Here is a 17,034-nt window from a genome sequence, read left to right as displayed (position 1 = left end):
CTCGGTTCTTGTGCTCCAGAAGGACGTTTGAATGACGGACAAGACTGAACAGGGCGCCAAGGGGGCGGGCACGCCAAAAGATGCCCGCCCGATAAAGCTTGCCTGCCGCAATGTCTGGAAGCTGTTCGGATCGAACGCGGCCAATTTCATCCGCGAACGCGACGGCAAGGCCAGCATGGCCGACGTCACAGCTGCCGGACTTGTCGGCGCGGTGCGCGCCGTCGACCTCGAAATCCGCCAGGGCGAGATCTTCATCATCATGGGCCTGTCGGGCTCCGGCAAGTCAACGCTGGTGCGCTGCATGTCGAGGCTGGTCGAGCCGACCCACGGCAAGGTCGAATTCGAAGGCAAGGATCTGCTGAAGATTTCGGATGCAGCGCTGATCGAGCTGCGACGACACCGCATGGGCATGGTGTTCCAGAATTTTGCCCTGCTGCCGCATCTCAACGTGCTGGAGAACATCGCCTTCCCGCTCAGCATCCAGGGGCAGGATCGGCCGACACGCGAGGCACGGGCGCGCGAGGTGATCGAACTCGTTGGGCTCCGTGGCCGCGAGCATTTCTATCCGCGCGAATTGTCCGGCGGCCAGCAGCAGCGTGTGGGCATCGCCCGGAGCCTCGCGACAAAACCGGAAATCTGGTTCCTCGACGAGCCGTTCTCGGCGCTCGACCCGCTGATCCGCCGCGAAATGCAGGATGAGCTGATGCGGCTGCAAACCATGCTGCACAAGACCATCGTCTTCATCACCCATGATTTCGACGAGGCGATCCGGCTGGCCGACCGCATCGCCATCATGAAGGATGGCGAGGTCATCCAGATCGGCACGCCGGAGGAGTTGGTGGTCAATCCGGCGACCGACTATGTCGCCGAGTTCACCCGCGACGTCGACCGCGCCAAGGTGATTTCGGCACGCAGCCTAATGCGCGCCTGCGACGGCTCGGAGCATGGCGGAACGGTGGCGCCGGAGGCCAAGATCGCCAGCTTCTCGGCCGGTATCGTTGCCGCCAACAAGCCGTTCGCGGTGGTCAACGGCACCGGCAAGCCGATCGGCGAGGTGACGCCGCAAGCGGTGATCGATCTGCTGGCCGGCATCGATCGCTCAAGGGTCGGCGCATGACGGTGACAGCAAGCGCCAGCGAGACGCGGTCGCGACCGATTCAGGTCTGGCTGCTGGTCTGGGCGGCAGCGCTTGGCGCCGTGCTTGTCGTGTTCCTGTTGCAGGACCGCCTGCCCTGGGCCGTCAACTATCCGGCAAGTGCCGTCGTGCCGGTCGCCGATTGGGTCAGCGCGCTGATGCGCTGGATCAAGTCGAACCTGTCCTGGTTGACCCGCTCGATCACCGCTGTGCTCGGCGTTCCCCTCGATTTCGCGCTCAATCTACTGGCCAAGAATTTCAAGATCGGCCACGGCGCTGACGCCTATATCCTGCCGCGCCTGTCCTGGGTCGGCGTCTGCGCCGCCGCCTTCCTCGCCGGTCATGCCGCTGGCGGCAGAAAACTCAGCCTGCTGGTCGGCGGCTGCTTCCTCTACATCGCCCTGTTCGGCCAATGGACCAGCGCCATGCTGACGCTGGCGCTGATCTCCATCGCCGTGCCGTTCTGTATCGTCACCGGGCTGTTCGCCGGCATCTGGGCGTGGCGCAGGCCATGGGCCGAAAGGCTTATCGTCTCCCCTGCCCTCGACCTGATGCAGACGATTCCGACCTTCGCCTATCTCATCCCGATGCTGCTGCTGTTCGGCAACAGCCCGGTCTCGGCGATGATCGCGACCGCCATCTTCGCCACGCCGCCGATGGTGCGGGCAACGATGCTCGGCCTGTCGCGGGTGCCGTCGGAGATCGACGATTTCAGCGAGATGGCAGGCTGCACGGCGCGGCAGAAACTGTGGCGAGTGCTGCTGCCCTCGGCACGGCCGACACTGATGGTCGGCGTCAACCAGGTGATCATGCTGGCGCTGAACATGGTGATCATCGCCTCGATGATCGGCGCCGGCGGCCTCGGCTACGACGTGCTCCTGGCGCTGCGCGCACTGAAGGTTGGCGAGGCGATGGAAGCCGGCCTTGCCATCGTGGCACTGGCCATTGCGCTCGACCGGCTGAGCCAGGCCATCGCGCACAAGCAGGCAGAGGGGAATACCCATCAGCAGGCGGGCCCGAGCTTCTGGCAGCGCTATCCCAATCTGACGCTGGCGATCGCCATCCTTGTGGTGACGACATTTCTCGGCCTGTTCGTGCCGGCCTTCGCGGGAGTGCCAAAAGCGATCACCTTCACCACCGCGCCGCTGTGGAAAGCAGCGGTGAACTGGGTGACGATCAATTTCTTCGACACGATCGAAGCGTTCCGCGTGGCGCTGATCCTTAATTTGCTGAACCCGCTGCGTGCCTTTTGCGAAGGGTTTCCCTGGCTGGGCGCGGTGTTCCTGCTCGGCCTTGCCGGCTATCAGCTCTCCGGCCTGCGGCTGGCCGCGCTGGTGGCAGCGCTGACTGCCTTCTGCGCCATCACCGGCCTGTGGGAAAAGACCATGGCAACCGTCTATCTCTGCGGTATCTCGGCCTTCATCGCCTGCCTGGTCGGCATCCCGATCGGGCTGATGGCTTCAAGCAGCGACCGCTTCGAGAAGATCGTCACGCCGGTCATCGACACGCTGCAGGTGCTGCCATCCTTCTGCTTCATCATTCCGGTGGTGATGCTGTTTCGGGTCGGCGATGTCACGGCGATGATCGCCACCATTGCCTTCGCCGTGGTGCCGGCCATCCGCTACACCAATCACGGCATCAGGCAGGTGCCGCCGGCGCTGATCGAGGCGGCAAAGGTGTCGGGCTGCACGCCGCGCCAGACCTTCTTTCGCGTGCAACTGCCGCTGGCGCTGCCGGAGATCATGCTGGGCGTCAACCAGACGATCCTGATGGCGCTGGCGATGATCATCATCTGCGCCATGGTCGGCACCCGCGATCTCGGCCAGGAAGTGTTCATCGCGCTGTCCAAGGCCGATTCCGGCCGCGGCATCGTCGCGGGTCTGGCCATCGCCTTCATCGGCATTGTCGCCGACCGGCTGTTCGGCGCCTGGACGGCGAAGGCCAGGGCAAGGCTGGGGTAGCAGGCGCCGCCCTACTCCGCCGCGACGCCCTTCACCTCGAGATAGCTCTCCATCGAATCGTCCAGCGCCTGCAGCCACGGCGTATGATGCAGCGGCGCCATGGTGCCCGTCATCAGCGAGCGGTAGGCGTGGTCGCGGAAGCCCATGATGTTCTCCGCCTTGTGGTGTTCCCATTCCATGAAGGTCTGGTTGACCGCCTCGACGTCGAAGCCCGGATAGTCGGTCTGGTCCATCAATTCCTTGGTGTAGTCGCCCTGGAACCAGATCATCTGCTCGGCGTCTTCGAGCGTCTCCTCGCGTGCGCGCCATTTCGCGCCGTGCGCAGCCATCGCCTCGGCCGAGGGCAGCTTGATGCGGCCCATGATGACGTCGCGGGCGAACCAGGCCTGCGCGTCGAACATGTTGAAGGTGTAGAACTGATCCTGCATGCCGATATAGGAGAGCTGCGGGTTCTTCTCCCAGACGACGCCTTCATAGAGGTCGAGCGGCCACATGCGGTTGGCGGTCTTGAGCTTCAGATCGTCGGTGAGGAAGGGGAAAGAATGGAGATAGCCGGTGCACAGGATGATGGCATCAACGTCTTTCGTGGTGCCATCCTTGAAATGCGCGGTTTTGCCGACGACCTTCTGTAAGAGCGGCACCTCTTTCCAATTCTCCGGCCATTTGAAACCCATCGGCTTCGAGCGGTAGCTGGAGGTGATGGATTTGGCGCCGTATTTGTAGCATTGCGAGCCAATGTCCTCGGCCGAATAGGAGCGGCCGATGATCAATATATCCTTGCCCTTGAATTCCATCGCGTCGCGGAAATCGTGGCTATGCAGGATGCGGCCGTTGAAGGTCGAAAAGCCCTCGAAATAGGGCACGTTGGGCACCGAGAAATGCCCGGAAGCGACAACGACATTGTCGAACTCTTCCGAATAGGTGACGTCGTTGGTGCGGTCATGCGCGGTGACGGTGAATTTCTTCGTCTCGTCGGAAAACGTCACCATGCGCACCGGGCTGTTGAAGCGCACCCATTTGCGAAGGCCTGATTTTTCGACGCGTCCCTTGATGTAGTCCCACAGCACGGCGCGCGGCGGATAGGAGCCGATCGGCCGGCCGAAGTGCTCCTCGAAAGTATAGTCGGCGAATTCCAGGCACTCCTTCGGTCCGTTCGACCAGAGATAGCGGTACATCGAGCCGTGCACCGGATCGCCATGCTCGTCGAGGCCCGTGCGCCAGGTGTAGTTCCACAGGCCGCCCCAGTCCGACTGCTTTTCGAAGCAGACGATTTCGGGAATGTCGGCGCCCTTGTCGGCCGCCGACTTGAAGGCCCTGAGCTGTGCCAGGCCGGACGGGCCGGCTCCGATGACGGCAACGCGACTTTTCATGGCAGGCCTCCCGATCTGGTTTCGACTTTTGTCTTGACGCAATTCCCGAGGGGAAAGCGCTATGCGCTTGTCCCGGAATTGCTCTTACGAAACAAATTTCACTCACAGGACAGTAATTGGCCCTTTCGTGCTGTCAACAGCCCGATGCTGAAACAAGGTTTCGCCGATGTGGATTTCCCGCGAAAAACCGGACGCGGCCAAACATCATTATCATGCGCATGCGCGTTCACGCGACTTGCCGTCGCAGTTGCGCTCCTGTATCGGCACCTGACATGTTCACCTAGAGTGAAATAAATCCCAGGAGTGCCGGGGGCGACATGGCGAAGAAGGTTTCCGATCCCAAGGCTGGTCTTGCCGGTGCGACGGCCAAGCCGCTGCCAAAGGTCTCGGCCGACGGCAAGACCATCCGCGCGCCGCTGACGCAGAACCCGCATGCCATTCGCGACACGCGCGAAAAAGTGCTGGAGGTGGCGATCGGCCGCGAGGTGCGGGCCTTCCGCAAGAAGCTCGGCATCACCGTGGCTGATCTCGCGGTCGCCACCGACATTTCGCTCGGCATGCTGTCGAAGATCGAGAATGGTATCACCTCGCCGTCGCTGACCACCTTGCAGGCACTGTCGCGGGCGCTCGGCGTTCCGGTCACCGCCTTCTTCCGCCGCTTCGAGGAAGAGCGCAGCGCCGTCTTCGTCAAGGCCGGCCAAGGTCTCGATGTCGAGCGCCGCGGCACCCGCGCCGGCCACCAGTATAACCTGCTCGGACATATCGGTTCCAACACCAGCGGCGTCGTCGTCGAACCCTATCTGATCACGCTGACCGAGGATTCCGATGTGTTCCCGACCTTCCAGCATGAGGGCATGGAGTTCCTCTACATGCTCGAAGGCGAGGTCGTTTACCGGCACGGCAGCAACCTCTACCCGATGAAGCCCGGCGACAGCCTGTTCTTCGACGCCGACGCGCCGCACGGGCCGGAGCAACTGACGAAACTGCCGATGCGCTATCTGTCGATTATTTGCTATCCGCAGAGCGCGGGTTAAGCGGGACTCGATCTCCCCTTGGTCTCTCGTGAGGAGATCGGCTTCGCGACGGCTCCTCTTTTGCACTGGTGATTGGCGAAAGCTGAAGTGACATTCGATCTCCCCCCTGGAGGGGGAGATGTCCGGCAGGACAGAGGGGGGCGAACCGCGATGACGCACAATCTGGTATCCGCCAACAGCCGCCGCAATGCGCGCACGATGCGCAAGGTGATGACCGATGCCGAACTCAAGCTTTGGAATGAGATCAGGGCACACAGGCTGATGGGACTGGGGTTTCGGCGCCAGATGCCTATCGCCGGCCATATCGTCGATTTTGCATGCCCGGACAAAAAGCTGATCGTCGAGCTTGATGGTTCCCAGCATGGCCGGGCCGAAACGTCGGAATCGGACGCTGCAAGAACCGCCAAATTCGAAGCGCTGGGCTGGACGGTCCTGCGCTTCTGGAACGACGATGTCATTCGCGATATCGACAATGTCTGCCAGCATGTCATGATTGTGGCTGGGCTGGGCGACGCGTCGTAAGCGCGGAGGTGGAGATTGGGCAAGGCAGGCGCTCCACGGCGCCCCCCTCTGCCCTGCCGGGCATCTCCCCCTCTTGGGGGGAGATTGGCTGCTTTGGGGGCAGCGCCAACATCAGCTATTCAATCCGGCCCAAACCCTGGGCTCGTCGCGCTCCCATCGTCCAGCTTCGACAGCCACTCGACCAACGCCGGGCGATAGCGTGTCAGGCCCTTGTAGTTGGCGAGTTCGTCAGGCAGGTCGCGGATGACGCGGTGCAGGCGCCGGGCCCATTTTGGCTGCGTCACCAGTTCATCCATTTTGATCAGATAGCAGCGGATCGGGAAGACGATGCCGTTGGAGCGCGGCAGCCGCCAGAAGCTCTGCAGTTCGACCCGCAGATGCACCTTGTCGCCGACATTCTCCGGCGTCACCGTCGCCCGGTCCGGCCCCCATTTGTGGTAGTTCTCGGGGCTGGTGTCGAGGCGCGGATTGATGGTCATCGTCCAGTTCAGGCGTCGAGCCGGCTTGCCTTGCTGGATGTTGGTGAGGAATTTCAGCGCCCTGACGAAAATCCCCTTCTCATGCGCCAGCGGCACCGGCGCATGCCATTCGAAGAAGTTCATGCCGATGTCGAAATCGAGCGACCAGTCGGCCTGGGTGGTGACCATGCCGGCATCCATCCACAGATTGCCGTCGCGCTGGTCGAGGATGCAGAAATCGCCCTGGCTCTGCCGGGTGATGTATTCCATCGGCCCGTAAGGCAGCGTCGAGGTGTCGCCGAAAGTGAAGGTGTCGTCGATACCGAGCGGCCGGTTGATCCAGCGCCAGCGATCGCCGTCGCGGGTCAGCGTGAAATGCTCGGGATAGCCCAGCGCCTGCTGCTCCATCAAAAGCTCGAGCAGGTCCCAGCCGGCCAGCGTCATGTGCGGCAGCGACTGGCAGCGCAGCGGATCCTCGGCCAGCACCAGCGCGCGGTCCTGCATCTCGGCGACATAGTGCTCGTCGACGTCGATCAGGTTTTCCAGCACGCTGCCCCTGGGTCCGACGACATGCGGCTCGATGTTGACAGCATACATGTAGGCGTCTTCGTGGAACGGGAACGGGAAGCGCCTTATGTGCTCCGGGCTGTTCTTGAAGGTGAAGTCATCGCGGAACGTTTCCTTGCGAAAGGTGATGCCCATGATTTTCTCCTAGAGCGGGCTGCCCGCTCTATCTCTTTGTTTTAGCCGCATTTCTGCGACGCCAAGTGTATCCACTTGGCTGCAAAATGCTCTACCGTTCCAGGACCAGCGACCGGCCTTCGAAGCGCGACACGCACGGCATGATCTTCTTGCCCGAACGGTGCTCTTCCTCGCTCAGCCAGTGGTCGTTGTGGATGAACCTGCCGTCGCAAGAGATGACGTTGGTCTCGCACTGGCCGCAGACGCCGCCACGGCAGAGATAGGGCGGATCGACGCCGGCCGCCTCGATCGCTTCCAAGAGGCTCTGCTGTTCATCGACGCGGATCGCCTTGCCGCTGACGGCAAGCCTCACGTCGAACGGCAGTCCGGGTTGAGGTGCCGCGAAATGCTCGAAATGCACGGTTTCCGCCGGCCAGCCGAGGCTTGCCGCGCGATCGCGCACCCAGTTGATCATGCCAGCCGGGCCGCAGACATAGAGATGCGTGCCGAGCGGCTGTGTCGACAGCAACCGGTCGAGTTCGATGCGCTCCTCAAGGTCGTCATGATAGAGCCTGACCCGGCGGTCGTAGCGCTCGCGCAGCACATCGGCATAGGTGCCGAGCGATGCGGTGCGGCAGGTGTAGTGCAGTTCGAAATTGCCGCCTTCCGCCGCAAGCTGAGCGGTCTGCGCCATGAACGGCGTGATGCCGATGCCGCCGGCCAGCATCAGATGCTTTTTGGCGCGCAGGTCGAGCGAGAACAGGTTGACGGGGTAGCTGACCACCATCTCCATGCCCGGCTTGACGCTCCGGTGCATGAACAGCGAGCCGCCACGGCCGACATCGTCGCGCCGCACCGAGATCGTGTATTCGCGCGTATCGAGCGGCGAGCCCATCAGCGAATAGGGATTGAGCCTGGTGCGTTCGCCGTCGCGCATCTCGACCACGACATGGGCGCCGCCGGAAAAAGTCGGCAAAAGCTGCCCGTCGCGCCGGCGAAAATGGAAGCGGGTGACGAGGTCGTTGACCGGGACGACGTCGCTGACAACGACATCGAGTTTTGTTGTTCCGGTGCTCATCGAAAAATCTCCTCCATCGGAGGAATCTCCGAGCGATCTTCCGCATTGATGCAGACGCCCTGGAAGGCTGCGATGCGCCTGGAATAATGGTCGCGCACCAGAAGCAGCAGGCCGCAATGCGCGCAGGTCGCCGGCTGCGTCGTCACATTCTCGGTGATGCCCTTGCAATGGACACATTGCATGCGCCGCGCCAGCGAGCCGCGGTGCTCGGTCTGGATCGAAGTGTGGTCGATGCCGGCTTCAAGCGCCACCTGCATCGCCTGGCCGATCAGGCCCTCCGTGCCGGCGAGATAGAGGCGCAAGCCCATATGCGCGTTGGCCAGTGTCTGCCGGAGCCGTGGCAGCAGGCTGGCAAAGGACGGCGCCTGGTGGAACTGTGCCGGCTTCAACGCTTCGAGTGCGACGGCATGTTTGCCGTCAAGCCCGGGAATGAAGACGATTTCGGCGTCGCCGAAAAACCCGGGCGGCGCCCTCCCGGCCATCTCCGCTATCGCCAGCGCCCCTTCCGCGTCCGCGATGAAAAGATGATGCTTGCCGGGTTGCGGAGACAAGGTTCCGTAAACGGGCCGGCTGATGATACTTTTGGCTGCCATTTATGTCTTCGTGCCTTCGAGCGCTTCACCGTTTCATAGAAACGGCGGACCGCTCTATCTCTTTGCTTCGACGCAATTCCGGACGGAAAACCGTTTCACACTTTCCTGGAATTGCTCGAACCCCTCGGTGTTGACTATGCCTCAACCTTTCGCCGCGCGCTTGGTCTTCTTGGGATCATCGAAGGGAAGCGGCTGCGCCGTCGCCTTGATGGCACCGCTCTTGTTGCGGATTTCGAGCTTGGTGTCCTTGACCGCGCAGTCCACGTCGAGCCGGGCGATGCCCATCGATTTCTCGACCAGCGGCGAATACATGGCACAGGTTACTACGCCGACCTTTTTGCCGTCGCGATAGACCGGCGCTCCTTCATCGGCCGGCTCCTTGCCGTCGAGCAGCACGCCATAGATCTTGAAGCGCTCCTTGCCCTTCAGGCGATAGTGCTCCTCGGCGCCGCGAAAGCCGGTCTTGCCGGGGCTGACGGTGAAGTCGAGGCCGAGTTCCCACAGCGTGTCGCCCGGGCCTTCGTTCTCAAACGGATACTTCTGGGAATTGTCGTAGGGGTAGAAGAGCAGATAACTTTCGACGCGCAGCATGTCGAGCGTGGTGAAGCGGCACGGAATGATGCCGGCGCTCTTGCCCTCGTCGAGGATCCTGTCCCAGATCGTGCCGGCATCCTGGCCGCGGCAGAAGATCTCGTAGCCGCGCTCGCCGGTATAGCCGGTGCGCGATATCATGACGGGCAAGCCGAACAGTTGCGTCTGCATGTGATGGAAATAGTTGAGGTCGCGAATGCCCGGCACATGCTTGGCTAGATAGTCGACTGCTGTCGGACCCTGCAGCGACAGATCGTGCAGATTGTCGTCGAAGCGCAGCGAGACGTCGCGGCCCATAGCTGCCCGCTGCAACTCCTCATGGCCGGTGCCCGAACCATGCACGACCATCCAAGCGTTGGGGCCGGTGCGGTAGAGGATGCAATCGTCGGTGAATTTGCCCGCCTCATTCAGCATGCAGGCATAGGCCGACTTGCCGGGATAGATCTTTTCGACATCGCGTGTGGTGGCGAGGTCGATGAGATGCGAGGCGTGCGGCCCTGATATGTGGACCTTCTTGAGGCCGGAGACATCCATCAGACCAGCCTTGGTGCGGATGGCGATGTACTCCTCGTCGGCATCCTTGTCGTAGGTCCAGGCGGTTCCCATGCCGCTCCAGTCTTCGAGCTTCGAACCGAGCGCTCGGTGCCGATCCGCCAGGGTCGAAAATCTCCAGGATGCCGTCATCCGCTCGTCCTCCGTTTCGATAATGCTCTGCTGTTCCCTGCCCCCTGCGCAGCGGCGGGAGCTTTGGCCGAATATTGATCGCAAACCTCCGGGCGCCGCAATACCCATAAGCAATTAATTTCATTGTCAGGCAAAATCCGCCGCGCAAACCAAACGGTTAACCCCACGTAAATCGCGCTTGACAATTGCGGGATTCAGACAGAACTTATGAAAAAAATTTCACTCTGTTGAAAGAGGACGACGGACGGGGGATTCGGAACCGGACGGCGGAAAAGGGGAGAAACCGATGTCAGACATGCAACAGCGCATCGAAGCGCTGTATCGTTCCGACGTGCGCGGAGCCGCGCTCCTGATCGTCTGCCTGTGGGCGACGATCCTCTTCGTCCTCCTCATGACATGGCCCTACATCCCGCACAGCGGCATCAAGGCCGTGGTCGCGATCGCCGCCGCCGCCGTGCTGATCTTCAACACGGCCGCCATCCTGGCGATGGTCAAGCACTACAAGGAAGACAAGGAATTCATCTACGGGCTCGATATCAAGAACGCCGACGCGTTCCGCAACCGCAAGTCCTGAACCGCAAGTCCTGAGGGGTAGAAGAGATGTCCCGCTACACGCCGCCGGAACAAAGCAAGGCCGGGCAGGTTTTCGACATCGCCGTCGTCGTCGTCGCCATTTTCGTGGCACTGTGGCTACCGCTCAAGCTGGGCCTCGCCGGCGCGGCGAAATCCATCGACGCGCTCGACGCCAAGACCTGGGAAGCGCTAGGCCAGAACCCGACCATGGCGTCTATCTGGGAAAAGCTCGGCTATACGCCCGAGACCGCGCACGACATCATCCAGAACCGCTTCCACTATGTCATCGACTGGCCGACGCTGATCATCATGGCGGCGGTGCTGATCGGTTATTTCGTCTTCCTGTTTCGTGCATCAGACCGCGAATATCGCGACGTCATCAACGAAAAATTCGACGACAAGTAAGAGTTCTGAGGACGATTTAATTCGGGGGACACGATCATGTGGGTGGCACTCTCTTACGCATGCTGGGGCATCTCGATCGTGCTCGCTTTGTGGATGCTCTACGACTGGTTCAAGGTTGACACGACCTTCTCCGAAGAGGTGCTGACCTCCTCGCGCGAGGGCGAACTGGAAGCCACTTCCGAAAAACACCGGATCTGAGTGAGGATTGAACAATGACGATCGCACTTGAACCGGCTGCCCAAGGGGACAGAGTTTCACTCCTGCGCGTGCTCGGACCGGCCCATGTCTGGGCGCTCGGCGTCGGCATCGTCCTGGTCGGCGAATTCACCGGCTGGAATTTCTCGGCGGACAAGGGTGGCGCACTGGCCGCGCTGATCGTCTGCTGGGTCGTGGGATTGCTCTACACCTCGGTCGCCATGATCGATTCCGAGGTGACATCGACCGTGGCCGCCGCCGGCGGCCAGTATGCGCAGGCAAAGCACATCGTCGGACCGCTGATGGCGTTCAACGTCGCGCTGTTCCTGGTCTTTGCCTACACCATGCTCGAAGTGTCCGACGCCATCCTGCTCGGCGACACCATCGTCGCCAAGGCCGGCGTCGAAGGGCTCACCCACAATTCCTTCATCGCCGCGACCATCGTCGTGCTGGCGTGGCTGAACTATCGCGGCGTGCTGATGACGCTCAATGTCAACTTCGTCATCACAGCGGTCGCCTATATCTCGATTGTCATCCTGTTCTTTTCGGTCAGCCCGTGGACGCAAGGCGCCGTGCTGAAGCTGAACGAGTTGGTCACGCCAGGCAATGCACTCCCCTATGGCTGGATTGGCGTCATCGCCGCCTTCCAGTTCGGCATCTGGTACTATCTCGGGATCGAGGGCACCACACAGGCCGCCGAGGAAGTGCGCTCGCCGGCCCGCTCGCTGCCTTACGGCACCATGGCCGGCATGATCACGCTTTTGATCGCCGCCGCCATGACCTGGTATGTCTGCGCCTCGATGATGCCATGGGAATATCTCGGCATCACCTATTATCCGCTGTGGGACGCCGGCAAGCTGACTGGCAGCCCGCTGCTCGAGAACCTGTTGTTCGTCGCCACGCTGCTTGCTGCAATGGCCTCCGCCAATGGCTGCATCAACGATGCGGCGCGCGCCTGGTTCTCGCTCGGCCGCGACCGCTATCTGCCGACATGGTTCTCGGCCGTGCATCCGAGATATCGCACGCCCTATCGTTCGATCCTGTTCCTGCTGCCGATCGCGCTGGCCTTCGCCTTCATCGCCGACCTCAACCAGGCGATCACCTTCTCGATCCTGTCGGGCGTGCTGCAATACACGTTCATGAGCATCAACATCATCATGTTCCGCAAGAAGTGGCCGCTCGGCTCGATCCGCCGCGGCTACACGCACCCCTTCCACCCGATCCCGGCCATCGTGCTGTTTTGCCTGTGCGTGGTGACCTTCTTCGCCATCTTCCTCGGCTTCGGCTCGCAACTGATCGCCATGGTCGCCTTCTATTTCCTGATCTCACTGTGGTTCCATTTCTATCGCTACAAATTCGTGCGGCGCGGCGATCAGTTCACCATGCCGTGGCCGAAGCCGCAGGGTTATTGATGGGAGTAGGCCGGTCCGTATCCTGGATGGGCGTGGCATGAGAAAATGTCCGAGCTGACATCAGCACTGCTGGCCGGAGCCATTGTCCTGGCTATCGTTCTCCACCTTGCCTGGCAGGCGCGTGCCAGCCGCAACAGGGCATCGATGGCGCTTGCCGTCGAGCAGGACCGCATCCGCACAGCCATCGCCGACGCAGCCAATGTCTCGGACGGCACCGCCGGCGTCATCACCTGGGAAGGATCCTGGAACAGCCAACGCGTCCAGGTGCGCACCATCGTCGACACACTGGCGACGCGGAAACTGCCGGCGCGCTGGCTCAGCATCTCGGTCACCGAGCCGGTGGCCGTGCCCGGCACCTTCGACATGATGATGCGGCCGGGGTCGCCGACGACCTTCTCCAATTTCGATCATCTCGACCACACGCTGCCGAAGAGTTCGGCATTTCCGGCCGAGGCCGTGTTGCGGACGGATCGCAGGGGCGTCCACTTCCCACTGGAGACCATCGCCGGCCACCTCGGGATTTTTTCCGAAGGGCGCGCCAAGGAACTGCTGATCACCCCGAAAGGGGTACGCATCGTGTGGCTGCTGGCCGAAGCCGAACGGGCGCGCTACGGTGTGTTCCGGCAGGCCGAATTTGGCGACGCCACACTCGATCGTGCGCTGATCGAAAGACTGCTGATGTCGGTGTCGGCGCTTCGCGACGCCATCAACAAAAGCGAACGGCAAGCCGCATGACCATTCCCACCACGGCACCCACCAATCCCTATCTGGTTCTCGGCGCCGCAATCGTGCTGCCGGGAAGCGGGCACGTCATTCTCGGCGTGCCGGTGCGCGGCCTTCAGTTCCTTTTCTTCATGGTGATCCTGGCATGGGTGACGGCCAAGATCGCACCGCCCGATGCCAGCTTCGTCGGCCGTCACGCCGGCGGCTTCCTGATCTATGCCTTGTCGATTCTCGACGCCTACAAGCTCGCCCGCATCCGCTCCGCCAAATGGGTTCACAATGCCCGGCGAGACGGCGACAGTGCGCAGAGCGGCATTGAGCCGCATAGGTAACTAGAGGAATATTTTTTTCATACGATTGAATTTGTGCAGCTCATTCGATACATCCTCTCTTAGCTACAAACGATCTCTTAGCTACAAACATCGGGAGGCTGACATGTGTGGAATTGTCGGACTGTTTTTGAAGGACAAGTCGCTGGAACCCCAGCTTGGTGCGATGCTGTCGCAGATGCTGATCTCCCTCAGCGACCGCGGTCCGGACAGCGCCGGTATCGCCATCTATGGCGCGCCTTCCAAGAATGAGGCCAAGATCACCATCCAGTCCGCCAAGCCCGACCGCGATTTCCGCGGCCTCGAGGCGGAGCTCGCCAAGGCCATCGGCACGCCGGTGACGATCGCGGTGAAATCCACCCATGCGGTCGTCAGGACCACGCCGGCCAAGATCGATGAAGCGCGCGAAACCATCCAGGCGCTGCGCCCCGACATCCGCATCATGGGCGCCGGCGACGTTGTCGAGATCTACAAGGAAGTCGGCCTGCCGGAGGCCGTCGTCGATCGCTTCGACGTCCGCAAGATGACCGGAACGCATGGCATCGGCCATACCCGCATGGCAACGGAATCGGCAGTGACGACGATGGGCGCGCATCCGTTCTCGACCGGTGCCGACCAGTGCCTGGTGCACAATGGCTCGCTGTCGAACCACAACAATGTCCGCCGCGAACTGATCCGCGAAGGCATGACGTTCGAAACCGAAAACGACACCGAGGTTGCTGCCGCCTATCTCTCGTCGCAGATGGCGCATGGCAAGAATCTCGGCGAGGCGCTGGAAGGCACGCTCTCCGACCTAGACGGCTTCTTCACCTTCGTCGTCGGCACCAAGAACGGTTTTGGCGTGGTGCGCGACCCGATCGCCTGCAAGCCCGCTGTCATGGCCGAAACCGACCAGTATGTCGCCTTCGGCTCGGAATATCGCGCGCTGACCAAACTGCCCGGCATAGACAATGCGAGGGTCTGGGAACCCGAGCCCGCAACCGTCTATTTCTGGGAGCATTGAGTTCATGCCCGCAACCACGCTTTCAAAGACTGCGGCACACGATCCTCGGGTCTTCGATCTCGACCAGCTGTCGCTGCGCGAACTCAATCAGGCGCTGCACAATCTGGCGCCGGGCTCGAACGAAACGGCATGGGAAGTGCTGAACCCGAAAGGCAGCCATTCGGTCGCCGTCGGCGTCGACCAGCCTGTTGCCATCGATGTGCGCGGCAGCGTCGGTTATTACTGCGGCGGCATGAATTCCGGCAGCACCATTACCGTGCATGGCTCGGCAGGCCCCGGCGTCGGCGAGAACATGATGTCGGGCTCGATCACCATCAAAGGCGACGCCAGCCAATATGCCGGCGCCACCGGCAAGGGCGGCCTGCTGGTCATCGAAGGCAACGCCTCGTCGCGCTGCGGCATTTCGATGAAGGGCATCGACATCGTCGTCCACGGCAATATCGGCCATATGTCGGCTTTCATGGCGCAGTCGGGCAATCTGGTGGTGCTGGGCGATGCCGGCGACGCGCTGGGCGATTCCATTTACGAGGCGCGGCTCTTCGTGCGCGGCAAGGTCGAAAGCCTCGGTGCCGACTGCATCGCCAAGGAGATGCGGACCGAGCATCTGGAATTGCTGCAAGGCCTGCTCGACCGTGCCGGCATCACCGGCGTCAAGCCGTCGGAGTTCAAGCGTTACGGTTCGGCGCGCACGCTCTACAATTTCAATATCGACAACGCCGACGCGTATTGAGGCAGCATGACCTATCGCAACCCGCCGACGACGCCGCGCAAATCCGCGACCTTCGACGACTACACGCTTTCCGAGATCCGCCGTGCCGCAGCGACCGGCATCTATGACATCCGCGGCGCCGGCGCCAAGCGCAAGCTGCCGCATTTCGACGACCTTCTGTTCCTCGGCGCATCGATCTCGCGCTATCCGCTCGAAGGCTATCGCGAGCGCTGCGACACATCAGTCGTGCTCGGCTCTCGCCATGCCAAGAAGCCGATCGAGCTAAAGATCCCGATCACCATCGCCGGGATGAGCTTCGGCTCGCTGTCAGGCCCCGCCAAGGAGGCACTCGGGCGCGGCGCGACCCTGTCGGGCACCTCGACCACCACCGGCGACGGCGGCATGACCGAGGAAGAGCGCGGCCATTCAAAGCAGCTGGTCTATCAATATCTGCCGTCGCGCTACGGCATGAACCCGCGCGATTTGCGCCGCGCCGATGCGATCGAAGTCGTCGTCGGCCAGGGCGCCAAGCCGGGCGGCGGCGGCATGCTGCTTGGCCAGAAGATTTCCGACCGCGTCGCCGAGATGCGCACGCTGCCCAAGGGCATCGACCAGCGCTCGGCCTCGCGCCATCCCGACTGGACCGGACCCGACGATCTCGAGATCAAGATCCTGGAACTGCGCGAAATCACCGACTGGGAAAAGCCGATCTACGTCAAGGTCGGCGGCGCCCGGCCCTACTACGACACCGCGCTTGCCGTGAAGGCCGGCGCCGATGTCGTTGTCGTCGACGGCATGCAGGGCGGCACCGCCGCCACCCAGGAAGTGTTCATCGAAAATGTCGGTATGCCGACGCTTGCCTGCATCAGGCCGGCGGTGCAGGCGCTGCAGGATCTGGGCATGCACCGCAAAGTGCAGCTGATCGTCTCCGGTGGTATCCGCAACGGCGCCGATGTCGCCAAGGCGCTGGCGCTCGGCGTCGACGCGGTCTCGATCGGTACGGCTGCCCTTGTCGCGCTCGGCGACAACGATCCCCGCTGGGAGGCGGAGTATAACGAGCTCGGCACCACCGCCGGCGCCTATGACGACTGGCACGAGGGGCGCGACCCCGCCGGCATCACCACGCAGGACCCCGAATTGATGAAGCGGGTCGACCCGGTGGCTGCCGGGCGCCGGCTGGCGAACTACCTCAAGGTGATGACGCTGGAAGCGCAGACCATCGCGCGTGCCTGCGGCAAGAACAGCCTGCACAATCTCGAACCCGAGGACCTCGTCGCGCTGACGATCGAGGCAGCCGCCATGGCCGGCGTGCCGCTGGCCGGCACCAACTGGATACCGGGGAAGAACGGCTTCTAATCAACGAAGGGCCGACTCCCGCATACTCGGGAACAACAATCGATAAAAATGGGGAACTATCGTGGCAACTGATCTTGCAGAATTCGCAAGGGCGAAAAACGTCAAATATTTCATGATTTCCTACACTGACCTGTTCAGTGGCCAGCGTGCCAAGCTGGTGCCGGCACAGGCGATCGCCGACATGCAGAAGGATGGCGCCGGCTGGCGAACTACCTCTGTCTC

The 17,034-nt window shown here is 62.1% G+C and carries 18 protein-coding genes; 13 read left to right on the top strand and 5 right to left on the bottom strand.

Annotated elements, in window-relative coordinates; genetic code table 11:
• Positions 1-31: 31 nt before the first annotated feature.
• Positions 32-1,117 (top strand): glycine betaine/L-proline ABC transporter ATP-binding protein, encoded by a 1,086-nt coding sequence (locus EN964_RS00710; RefSeq protein ID WP_127270274.1) that lies wholly within the window; start codon positions 32-34, stop codon positions 1,115-1,117.
• On the top strand, positions 1,114-3,096 hold the full coding sequence (locus tag EN964_RS00705; RefSeq protein ID WP_127270277.1) for a proline/glycine betaine ABC transporter permease: 1,983 nt from the start codon (positions 1,114-1,116) through the stop codon (positions 3,094-3,096). The genes EN964_RS00710 and EN964_RS00705 overlap by 4 nt, the downstream gene beginning before the upstream one ends.
• A gap of 11 nt (positions 3,097-3,107) precedes the next feature.
• On the opposite strand, the gene EN964_RS00700 is transcribed toward EN964_RS00705, so the two are convergent.
• Positions 3,108-4,466, bottom strand: a complete 1,359-nt coding sequence (locus EN964_RS00700; protein ID WP_127270280.1) for an NAD(P)-binding domain-containing protein — start codon at positions 4,464-4,466, stop codon at positions 3,108-3,110.
• Positions 4,467-4,783: 317 nt separating this feature from the next.
• Between EN964_RS00700 and EN964_RS00695 the strand changes: the two genes are divergently transcribed.
• Both EN964_RS00695 and EN964_RS00685 read left to right on the top strand, forming a co-directional pair.
• Positions 4,784-5,500: an XRE family transcriptional regulator gene (locus tag EN964_RS00695; RefSeq protein WP_127270283.1), complete on the top strand. Its 717-nt coding sequence runs from the start codon at positions 4,784-4,786 to the stop codon at positions 5,498-5,500.
• A gap of 150 nt (positions 5,501-5,650) precedes the next feature.
• Complete coding sequence (locus tag EN964_RS00685) at positions 5,651-6,022, top strand: endonuclease domain-containing protein (RefSeq protein WP_127270285.1); 372 nt, start codon at positions 5,651-5,653, stop codon at positions 6,020-6,022.
• A 119-nt stretch (positions 6,023-6,141) separates the two neighbouring features.
• Here the strand turns inward: EN964_RS00685 and EN964_RS00680 are convergent, their stop codons facing one another.
• The 4 genes from EN964_RS00680 to EN964_RS00665 form a co-directional block, all read right to left on the bottom strand.
• Positions 6,142-7,182, bottom strand: a complete 1,041-nt coding sequence (locus tag EN964_RS00680) for a DUF3445 domain-containing protein (RefSeq protein WP_127270288.1) — start codon at positions 7,180-7,182, stop codon at positions 6,142-6,144.
• 91 nt (positions 7,183-7,273) lie between these two features.
• Complete coding sequence (locus EN964_RS00675) at positions 7,274-8,239, bottom strand: PDR/VanB family oxidoreductase (RefSeq protein ID WP_127267808.1); 966 nt, start codon at positions 8,237-8,239, stop codon at positions 7,274-7,276.
• Complete coding sequence (locus EN964_RS00670) at positions 8,236-8,832, bottom strand: dimethylamine monooxygenase subunit DmmA family protein (protein WP_127267809.1); 597 nt, start codon at positions 8,830-8,832, stop codon at positions 8,236-8,238. The genes EN964_RS00675 and EN964_RS00670 overlap by 4 nt, the downstream gene beginning before the upstream one ends.
• A gap of 141 nt (positions 8,833-8,973) precedes the next feature.
• Positions 8,974-10,107: an aminomethyltransferase family protein gene (locus EN964_RS00665; protein ID WP_127267810.1), complete on the bottom strand. Its 1,134-nt coding sequence runs from the start codon at positions 10,105-10,107 to the stop codon at positions 8,974-8,976.
• Positions 10,108-10,393: 286 nt separating this feature from the next.
• On the opposite strand from EN964_RS00665, the gene EN964_RS00660 reads away from it, so the two are divergent.
• The 9 genes from EN964_RS00660 (at position 10,394) to EN964_RS00620 (ending at position 16,812) form a co-directional block, all read left to right on the top strand.
• Entirely contained in the window at positions 10,394-10,681 is a 288-nt protein-coding gene (locus tag EN964_RS00660) for a hypothetical protein (RefSeq protein ID WP_027036059.1), read from the top strand.
• Between the two features lie 26 nt (positions 10,682-10,707).
• Positions 10,708-11,085, top strand: coding sequence for a hypothetical protein (locus tag EN964_RS00655; protein ID WP_013532899.1), 378 nt, complete (start codon positions 10,708-10,710; stop codon positions 11,083-11,085).
• A 36-nt stretch (positions 11,086-11,121) separates the two neighbouring features.
• Positions 11,122-11,283 carry a hypothetical protein gene (locus EN964_RS00650; protein ID WP_013532900.1) on the top strand — a complete coding sequence of 54 codons (162 nt, stop codon included), beginning with the start codon at positions 11,122-11,124 and terminating at the stop codon, positions 11,281-11,283.
• Positions 11,284-11,297: 14 nt separating this feature from the next.
• On the top strand, positions 11,298-12,692 hold the full coding sequence (locus tag EN964_RS00645) for an APC family permease (RefSeq protein ID WP_127267811.1): 1,395 nt from the start codon (positions 11,298-11,300) through the stop codon (positions 12,690-12,692).
• A 45-nt stretch (positions 12,693-12,737) separates the two neighbouring features.
• A complete protein-coding gene (locus EN964_RS00640; RefSeq protein WP_164748761.1) occupies positions 12,738-13,427 on the top strand; it encodes a hypothetical protein in 690 nt (229 codons plus the stop codon).
• Complete coding sequence (locus tag EN964_RS00635) at positions 13,424-13,747, top strand: hypothetical protein (protein WP_127267812.1); 324 nt, start codon at positions 13,424-13,426, stop codon at positions 13,745-13,747. The genes EN964_RS00640 and EN964_RS00635 overlap by 4 nt, the downstream gene beginning before the upstream one ends.
• 103 nt (positions 13,748-13,850) lie before the next feature.
• On the top strand, positions 13,851-14,747 hold the full coding sequence (locus tag EN964_RS00630; RefSeq protein WP_063167616.1) for a glutamine amidotransferase family protein: 897 nt from the start codon (positions 13,851-13,853) through the stop codon (positions 14,745-14,747).
• Positions 14,748-14,751: 4 nt separating this feature from the next.
• Positions 14,752-15,477, top strand: coding sequence for a GXGXG domain-containing protein (locus tag EN964_RS00625; protein ID WP_027036064.1), 726 nt, complete (start codon positions 14,752-14,754; stop codon positions 15,475-15,477).
• A 6-nt stretch (positions 15,478-15,483) separates the two neighbouring features.
• A complete protein-coding gene (locus tag EN964_RS00620) occupies positions 15,484-16,812 on the top strand; it encodes an FMN-binding glutamate synthase family protein (RefSeq protein WP_127255237.1) in 1,329 nt (442 codons plus the stop codon).
• The last annotated feature ends 222 nt before the right edge of the window (positions 16,813-17,034 follow it).

The organism is Mesorhizobium sp. M7A.F.Ca.CA.001.10.2.1, from assembly GCF_003998575.1.
GTDB lineage: Bacteria > Pseudomonadota > Alphaproteobacteria > Rhizobiales > Rhizobiaceae > Mesorhizobium.
Note: the sequence above shows the minus strand (reverse complement) of the source record. Positions and strands in the feature narration are given on the sequence as shown.

Bases quoted from the DNA above. Each gene is read 5' to 3' on its own strand.
- EN964_RS00695 (WP_127270283.1), top strand. From the start codon at position 4,784: ATGGCGAAGAAGGTTTCCGATCCCAAGGCTGGTCTTGCCGGTGCGACG.
- EN964_RS00685 (WP_127270285.1), top strand. From the start codon at position 5,651: ATGACGCACAATCTGGTATCCGCCAACAGCCGCCGCAATGCGCGCACG.
- EN964_RS00630 (WP_063167616.1), top strand. From the start codon at position 13,851: ATGTGTGGAATTGTCGGACTGTTTTTGAAGGACAAGTCGCTGGAACCC.
- EN964_RS00675 (WP_127267808.1), bottom strand. From the start codon at position 8,239: ATGAGCACCGGAACAACAAAACTCGATGTCGTTGTCAGCGACGTCGTC.
- EN964_RS00620 (WP_127255237.1), top strand. From the start codon at position 15,484: ATGACCTATCGCAACCCGCCGACGACGCCGCGCAAATCCGCGACCTTC.
- EN964_RS00670 (WP_127267809.1), bottom strand. From the start codon at position 8,832: ATGGCAGCCAAAAGTATCATCAGCCGGCCCGTTTACGGAACCTTGTCT.
- EN964_RS00680 (WP_127270288.1), bottom strand. From the start codon at position 7,182: ATGGGCATCACCTTTCGCAAGGAAACGTTCCGCGATGACTTCACCTTC.
- EN964_RS00650 (WP_013532900.1), top strand. From the start codon at position 11,122: ATGTGGGTGGCACTCTCTTACGCATGCTGGGGCATCTCGATCGTGCTC.
- EN964_RS00625 (WP_027036064.1), top strand. From the start codon at position 14,752: ATGCCCGCAACCACGCTTTCAAAGACTGCGGCACACGATCCTCGGGTC.
- EN964_RS00640 (WP_164748761.1), top strand. From the start codon at position 12,738: ATGTCCGAGCTGACATCAGCACTGCTGGCCGGAGCCATTGTCCTGGCT.
- EN964_RS00645 (WP_127267811.1), top strand. From the start codon at position 11,298: ATGACGATCGCACTTGAACCGGCTGCCCAAGGGGACAGAGTTTCACTC.
- EN964_RS00665 (WP_127267810.1), bottom strand. From the start codon at position 10,107: ATGACGGCATCCTGGAGATTTTCGACCCTGGCGGATCGGCACCGAGCG.
- EN964_RS00660 (WP_027036059.1), top strand. From the start codon at position 10,394: ATGTCAGACATGCAACAGCGCATCGAAGCGCTGTATCGTTCCGACGTG.
- EN964_RS00700 (WP_127270280.1), bottom strand. From the start codon at position 4,466: ATGAAAAGTCGCGTTGCCGTCATCGGAGCCGGCCCGTCCGGCCTGGCA.
- EN964_RS00705 (WP_127270277.1), top strand. From the start codon at position 1,114: ATGACGGTGACAGCAAGCGCCAGCGAGACGCGGTCGCGACCGATTCAG.
- EN964_RS00655 (WP_013532899.1), top strand. From the start codon at position 10,708: ATGTCCCGCTACACGCCGCCGGAACAAAGCAAGGCCGGGCAGGTTTTC.
- EN964_RS00635 (WP_127267812.1), top strand. From the start codon at position 13,424: ATGACCATTCCCACCACGGCACCCACCAATCCCTATCTGGTTCTCGGC.
- EN964_RS00710 (WP_127270274.1), top strand. From the start codon at position 32: ATGACGGACAAGACTGAACAGGGCGCCAAGGGGGCGGGCACGCCAAAA.